This is a genomic window from Streptomyces sp. NPDC006283, from assembly GCF_040613325.1.
Taxonomy (GTDB): Bacteria; Actinomycetota; Actinomycetes; order Streptomycetales; family Streptomycetaceae; genus Streptomyces.
The window spans coordinates 1-5,278 of sequence record NZ_JBEXRZ010000327.1 but is presented as its reverse complement, the minus strand read 5'-3'; the positions used below and the strand labels follow the sequence as shown (position 1 = coordinate 5,278).

The following is a 5,278-nucleotide window of genomic DNA, read 5'->3' as shown; positions in this document are numbered from 1 at the left end:
TACGGCCTGGCGGCCGTGGGAGGTACCCCCAGCGAGGCTGGATTTCGCGGAGCGAAATCAGCCCGTCCGGCGTTTGAGGACACCGCGCGAAGCGCGGTTTGGGGCCCGGGGCTTGCCCCGGTTCGGGAAGGGGCGGGGTGGGGAAAACGCCCCGCGCAGCGGCACCCACCCGCCCCCCGAAAGGCGACCCATGGACCTCGTCATCCGCGACGCCCGCGTCGTTGACGGCACCGGCGCCGCCTCCTACCGCGCCGACGTGGCCGTCGAAGGCGGACGCATCGCAGAGATCCGACCGGAGCACACCGGCCCCCGCCCCACCGCCCCCCGCGTGCTCGACGCCGACGGCCTCGCCCTCTCCCCCGGCTTCATCGACATGCACGCCCACTCCGACCTCGCGCTGCTCCGCGACCCGGACCACTCCGCGAAGGCAGCCCAGGGCGTGACCCTGGAGGTGCTCGGCCAGGACGGCCTGTCGTACGCGCCGGTCGACGACGCCACCCTCGGCGCCGTACGCACGGCCATCACCGGGTGGAACGGCGACGGGTCCGACATCGACTTCGACTGGCGCACGGTCGGCGAGTACCTGGACCGGCTCGACCGCAACTTCGGCGGCCGCGGCATAGCGGTCAACGCCGCGTACCTCGTCCCACAGGGCACCGTCCGCATGCACGCCATGGGCTGGGAGGACCGGCCCCCCACCGACGCCGAGCTCACGCACATGAAGCAGCTCGTGGCGGAAGGACTCGAGCAGGGCGCGGTCGGCATGTCGTCGGGGCTGACGTATACCCCCGGCATGTACGCGAACGACTCCGAACTGGCCGAGTTGTGCCGCGTGGTGGCCGCCTACGACGGCTTCTACTGCCCCCACCACCGTTCCTACGGCGCCGGCGCGCTCCAGGCGTACGAGGAGATGGTGCAGCTCACCCGCGAGGCCGGCTGCGCCCTTCATCTGGCGCATGCCACCATGAACTTCGGCGTGAACAAGGGCAAGGCGCCCGATCTGCTCGCGCTGCTCGACTCGGCCCTTGACGCGGGCGCGGACATCTCGCTCGACACCTATCCGTACACGCCCGGCTGCACGACGCTCGTCGCGATGCTGCCGAGCTGGGCGAGCGAGGGCGGGCCCGACGCGGTGCTGGCGCGGCTGCGGGACGAGGCCACCGCGGAGGAGATCCGGCACCAGTTGGAGGAGCTCGGCTCCGACGGCTGCCACGGCGTGCCGATCGAGTGGGACACCATCGAGATCTCCGGTGTGAGCAATCCCGCCGTCGCGGAACATGTCGGGCGGACGATCCGGCAGTCGGCCGACGAGCGCGGCGAGGCGCCCTGGACGACCGCCCGGCGGCTGCTGCTCGAGGACCGGCTCGGCTCGACGATCCTGCAGCACGTCGGCCACGAGGAGAACGTGCGGCAGATCATGCGCCACCGGGTCCACACCGGCGGCAGCGACGGCATCCTCCAGGGCGACAAGCCGCACCCGCGGGCGTACGGAACGTTCCCCCAGTACCTCGGGCGCTATGCCCGCGAGCTGGGCATCCTGTCGCTGGAGGAGACCGTCGCGCACCTCACGTCGAGGCCGGCCGCCCGCCTGCGGCTGCCCGACCGTGGCGTGGTCCGCGAGGGCTACCGCGCCGACCTGGTGCTGTTCGACCCGCAGACGGTGGCGGCGGGCTCGACGTTCGAGACGCCCCGCACACTGCCGGTCGGCATCCCGCACGTGCTGATCGACGGCCGGTTCGTCATCGAGGACGGGGCCCGTACGGACGTGCTGGCGGGCCGCGCCGTGCGGCGCACGGTCTGAGGCGCCGCGTCAGCCCACTCCCCGCGGACGGAACTGGATGCTGATGCGCGGGCCGACCGCACGCGCCGTCTTGAGCACGGCGTGCTCCCAGGTCCGCTGGCACGAGCCGCCCATCACGATCAGGTCGCCGTGCCCGAGCGCCCTGCGCACCTGTGCGCCGCCGCCCCGGCGGGGCCGCAGAGCCAGTTCGCGCGGGTCGCCGACGGAGAGGATGGCGACCATGGTGTCCTCGCGGGCCCCGCGCCCGATGGTGTCGCCGTGCCAGGCGACACTGTCGCGCCCGTCCCGGTAGTAGCAGAGCCCGGCGGTGCGGAAGGGTTCGCCGAGCTCTGCCGCGTAGTGACGCGACAGGGCGTCCCGCGCCTCGCCGAGCACGGGATGCGGCAGCGGGTCGCCCTCCCCGTAGTGGGCGAGCAGCCGCGGGACGTCGACCGTCCGTTCGTACATCTGCCGGCGCTCGGCGCGCCAGGGGACATCGCCGACCAGTTCGCCGAAGAGCGCGTCGGCGCCGGTGAGCCAGCCGGGCAGGACGTCGATCCAGGCTCCGTCGCCGAGCACGGTGCGCCGGACACCGTCGAGCGGACCGAGGCGGATCTCGTCGGTCTGATCGAAGAGCGATCCCTGGAGATGTGCTGCCATGGCTCCCACAGTACCGCTGAAACCGAACATATGCTCGAAGAAGAGGGTGGTGGCCGGCGCCGAACGGATCGGACCGCCTACGACCGGGAACGAGCGCGAGGCCCTGCGCCCCTTCCCGGCCGTCATCGCGCCACCGGCACAATGGGCACGCCGGCTTCCTGCGCGAGGGCATCGGCGGGACGGTCGGGGCACAGGCGCTCGCACGGGCGCGCGAGGGCCGGTCGTCGCCGGACCGATCGGACCACGAGTTTGATTTTGATCCGTTACCGCCCCATCGGTTCCGACGTTGGACGGTATGTGCTGGTCGCACCCTGCGACCCACTCCCTTCCTACAAGGAGAAGTTGATGTCGCGTATCGCGAAGGCAGCCGCCGTAGTCGCCGGCACCGGTGCCATCCTCGCCGGCGGCGCCGGCATGGCCGTCGCCGACGCCGGAGCGCACGGTGCCGCCGCCGGCTCCCCCGGCGTCCTGTCCGGCAACCTGGTCCAGGTTCCCGTTCACGTGCCGGTCAACGTCTGCGGCAACACCGTGGACGTCATCGCCCTGCTCAACCCGGCCTTCGGCATCAAGTGCGAGAACGGCCACGGCCACAACGGCGACAACGGCCACCACGGCGAAGGCGCCTACGGCGGCTGACCACCACGTCCTCCGCTGCGGCCTCCCCTCACCACTCGGGGGAGGCCGCAGTCGTGTCCGGGCCGCCGGGCCGGAAGGGACGTCATGCCGGAAGGGACGTCATGCCGGAAGGCGGATCACGCGTAGCGGTAGAAGCGGGTGTGGTCGAGCATCTCCGACGGCTTCACGTCCCACGGCGGCATGGGCTCGTCGAGCGAGAACACCCGCCGGTACTGCGGATCGGACCGCCCGAGACGCTGCCGTGGCAGATAGCCGGACCGGGGGTGCGCCCCCTGCCAGCGTGTCCACAGCAGGTCCATGAAAGCGTGGTGGAGCCAGAAGACCGGATCGTCCGGCGACGTGGCGCCCATCATCAGACCACCGACCCAGCGATGCACCCTGTTGTGGTTGCGCCAGCGGTCGGCGCCTCCCGCGCTCCAGCCCTCGATCCTGTTGCGGAAGCCGGTGGTCACGGTGCTGTCCCACGGTGCGGCGTCGTAGACCGGCTCGTTCAGCGCGGCGTCCACCTCCGCCTTCGTCGGCAGCGACACCGGATTACCCGGCCGGCCCAGGTCGCGGGTGAGGAACCTGCCATCGGTGATACGGGCATTGATACGCCAGTTCCCGTTCCGGTAGGCGAACGGCCCGGTCATCACCTGCCGGTCACTGCTGCGGCCCGTGCCGCCCATGAAGTCCTCCGCCCACAGGGAGGACGCGGGCGTGTTGTCGCTCGTCCAGTCCCAGTACGGGACGGACACGCTCGGGTCGACCTTCTGCAGGGCTTGTTCGAACTTCAGCAGGAACGTGCGGTGCCAGGGGAAGAACGACGGCGTCATATGGGCCACCCGCGGCCTGTCCTCCGCGTCGGAGACGTAGTACTCGCCGTGCATCGAGACGAACTCGTCGTACCGGCCGGAGCGCTTGAGCTCCAGCAGGGCGCCGACCAGCCGTCTCTTCTCCGAACGGGTCAGATTCCGCTGGTTCTTGCGGGTGTACACGGGTGCGGCCCTCCCGGTCAGACGCTGTGCATGGGGGTCAACGACAACTGGGCGTCGCCCAGTTCGTCGACCGCGGCGCGGGCCACGTCCCGCAGGGTGGGAAACGACTCGTAGTGGTTCACCAGGCTCAGGTACGTGCCGTCGGCCCGCCTCATGACGTGCAGCGGCCGCCCGTCGATACGCACCTCGACACTCGGAACAAGCCCGACGCCCCCGGCCGGACGGTTGGAGCGGACCGAGCGGGCGTCCTCGTCGTCGCCGGGGTGCCCGGGGCTCTCGGCGCGAGCGGGCACCATCACGGTGGCGCTGCCCTGGATGTGCCGCCCCCGGTACATCTCGGTGAACCGCTCCAGCGACTGCGCCGCCACCTCGTTCCCGCCGCGCCCCCGGCCGACGCCGCTCCGGCGGGCGAGGATCGGCATCAGCGCCCCCGCCGTGCCCGCGATCGCGCCGACCGTGAAGAGGGCCCGGAGCACCAGGCGGCGGGCGGGAAACCCACCGCCCGGCGACGCCGTCGCTCCGCCCCGCGTGGTCACACTCATGCCGTCGGCCCCTCCCGTCGGTGCACGCCCGCGATGTACCGGTGTTCCCGAGCTGACAACGAGGGCGGGACGAAAGGGTTGCTCCGGGCCCTGCTGCCCCGCGCGAACGGACGATCAGCCAAACAGCAGTCCCGCCGTCGGCGCCCCCTGCAGGGCCGGCGCGATCAGTGCGGCCTGCGGCAGCGTCGGCTCCGGCAGTCCGAGGCCCTCACCGGCCGGCTGGGACAGGGGCGCGCCGAGCGTGGCGCCGGGGCTCGCCAGCTTCAGGTCCGACTCCTCGGACACGGCCTGCGCGACACCGAGGTTGCCCTCACCGACGGGGTTCTCGACGGGGACCTCCAGCAGTGTGCGCGGCAGTTCGCCGGCGATCGGCACCGTGGGCACCGTGTTCTGCGGCAGCAGGTTCCCCGTCACGTACCGCGGACCGTCCGGCGCACCCGGCACGGGCACCGGCACACCGGTGCTCAGCTTCGGGGCCTCGACCGGCACCGCGGTCTCCAGGGCCTCGAGCGGCAGACCGACCGGCACGGTCGTCCCGGCGACGGCGGGTGCGGCCGCCACCGCCGTCGCCATGCACGCCAGTACCGCTGCCAGAGATCCCCGGGTGGTCAACTTCATCACTGCGTACGTCCCCTCTTGTGCTGCACGGACCTTCCGTCGCTCTGCCCCAACGATCCGGACGG

The 5,278-nt window shown here is 72.0% G+C and carries 6 protein-coding genes; 2 read left to right on the top strand and 4 right to left on the bottom strand.

The genetic code is table 11. From position 1 onward, the window contains the following. Nucleotides 1–190: 190 nt before the first annotated feature. Complete coding sequence (locus ABZ070_RS35115) at nt 191–1,801, top strand: D-aminoacylase (RefSeq protein WP_356640001.1); 1,611 nt, start codon at nt 191–193, stop codon at nt 1,799–1,801. Nucleotides 1,802–1,810: 9 nt separating this feature from the next. On the opposite strand, the gene ABZ070_RS35110 is transcribed toward ABZ070_RS35115, so the two are convergent. Next, a complete protein-coding gene (locus ABZ070_RS35110) occupies nt 1,811–2,440 on the bottom strand; it encodes an alpha-ketoglutarate-dependent dioxygenase AlkB (RefSeq protein WP_356639999.1) in 630 nt (209 codons plus the stop codon). Nucleotides 2,441–2,785: 345 nt separating this feature from the next. Between ABZ070_RS35110 and ABZ070_RS35105 the strand changes: the two genes are divergently transcribed. Then, nucleotides 2,786–3,076, top strand: a complete 291-nt coding sequence (locus ABZ070_RS35105) for a chaplin (protein ID WP_356639997.1) — start codon at nt 2,786–2,788, stop codon at nt 3,074–3,076. Nucleotides 3,077–3,192: 116 nt separating this feature from the next. Here the strand turns inward: ABZ070_RS35105 and ABZ070_RS35100 are convergent, their stop codons facing one another. The 3 genes from ABZ070_RS35100 to ABZ070_RS35090 all read right to left on the bottom strand — a co-directional run bounded on the left by ABZ070_RS35100 (nt 3,193) and on the right by ABZ070_RS35090 (nt 5,213). Next, complete coding sequence (locus ABZ070_RS35100; protein WP_356639995.1) at nt 3,193–4,053, bottom strand: tyrosinase family protein; 861 nt, start codon at nt 4,051–4,053, stop codon at nt 3,193–3,195. A 17-nt stretch (nt 4,054–4,070) separates the two neighbouring features. Next, nucleotides 4,071–4,595 carry a tyrosinase family oxidase copper chaperone gene (locus ABZ070_RS35095; protein WP_356639993.1) on the bottom strand — a complete coding sequence of 175 codons (525 nt, stop codon included), beginning with the start codon at nt 4,593–4,595 and terminating at the stop codon, nt 4,071–4,073. 114 nt (nt 4,596–4,709) lie between these two features. Beyond that, a complete protein-coding gene (locus ABZ070_RS35090) occupies nt 4,710–5,213 on the bottom strand; it encodes a hypothetical protein (protein ID WP_356639991.1) in 504 nt (167 codons plus the stop codon). Nucleotides 5,214–5,278: the final 65 nt, after the last annotated feature.

Bases quoted from the DNA above. Each gene is read 5' to 3' on its own strand.
- ABZ070_RS35115 (WP_356640001.1), top strand. From the start codon at position 191: ATGGACCTCGTCATCCGCGACGCCCGCGTCGTTGACGGCACCGGCGCC.
- ABZ070_RS35110 (WP_356639999.1), bottom strand. From the start codon at position 2,440: ATGGCAGCACATCTCCAGGGATCGCTCTTCGATCAGACCGACGAGATC.
- ABZ070_RS35105 (WP_356639997.1), top strand. From the start codon at position 2,786: ATGTCGCGTATCGCGAAGGCAGCCGCCGTAGTCGCCGGCACCGGTGCC.
- ABZ070_RS35095 (WP_356639993.1), bottom strand. From the start codon at position 4,595: ATGAGTGTGACCACGCGGGGCGGAGCGACGGCGTCGCCGGGCGGTGGG.
- ABZ070_RS35090 (WP_356639991.1), bottom strand. From the start codon at position 5,213: ATGAAGTTGACCACCCGGGGATCTCTGGCAGCGGTACTGGCGTGCATG.